The sequence below is a fragment of the Acidimicrobiia bacterium genome (assembly GCA_029210695.1).
GTDB lineage: Bacteria > Actinomycetota > Acidimicrobiia > Spongiisociales > JAHEDJ01 > JAHEDJ01.
The window spans coordinates 1-568 of record JARGFH010000168.1 but is presented as its reverse complement, the minus strand read 5'-3'; the positions used below and the strand labels follow the sequence as shown (position 1 = coordinate 568).

The 568-nt window shown below is 63.0% G+C and carries 1 protein-coding gene; it reads left to right on the top strand.

Annotation, left to right across the window (positions count from 1 at the left end):
- Nucleotides 1-62: 62 nt before the first annotated feature.
- A partial coding sequence (locus P1T08_18930; GenBank protein ID MDF1598144.1) for a helix-turn-helix domain-containing protein occupies nucleotides 63-568 on the top strand: 506 nt, incomplete at its 3' end.

Sequence of the window (568 nt, the reverse complement as noted above, 5' to 3'; positions counted from 1 at the left end):
AGGCTCAGGACATCGTTGGCGTTTGATCACCCTGTCGGTCGTGTCGAGACCGGGAGATCCTTGTGGCTGTCAGCGAGTCAGAGTTGCGACGTCGAGCCGTTGATCTGTATCGGCAGGGCTGGGCGGCGAAAGCGATCGGAGATGAGTTAGACCGGTCACGGGAGTGGGTTCGCAAGTGGGTGGACCGGTGGAAAGCCGAGGGCGATGACGGTCTGGTAGACCGTTCCAGGCGTCCTCATCACAGCCCGTCGCTGCTGGACGAGACAGTCGTCGCCGAGATCGTGGCCGTGCGGGACAGGCTGGAGAACGATCCGCATGCCAATGTCGGTGCGGTGGCGGTCCAGGCCGAGATGGAACGAAAAGGGATCGTCGATCCGCCGTCTTTGTCGTCGATCAAACGGGTGTTGGGTGCGGCTGGCCGGACCCGCAGCTACCAGCCGAAGCAACGCTCCGACGTCACCAAGTGGGCGCTTCCGAGCCCGCTGCTGCCCGGAATCTGGCAGCAGTCGGATTGGATTCATGATCGGCGTGTCGATTGCGGCACGGTGTTCTCGTCACTGCAGAGGGC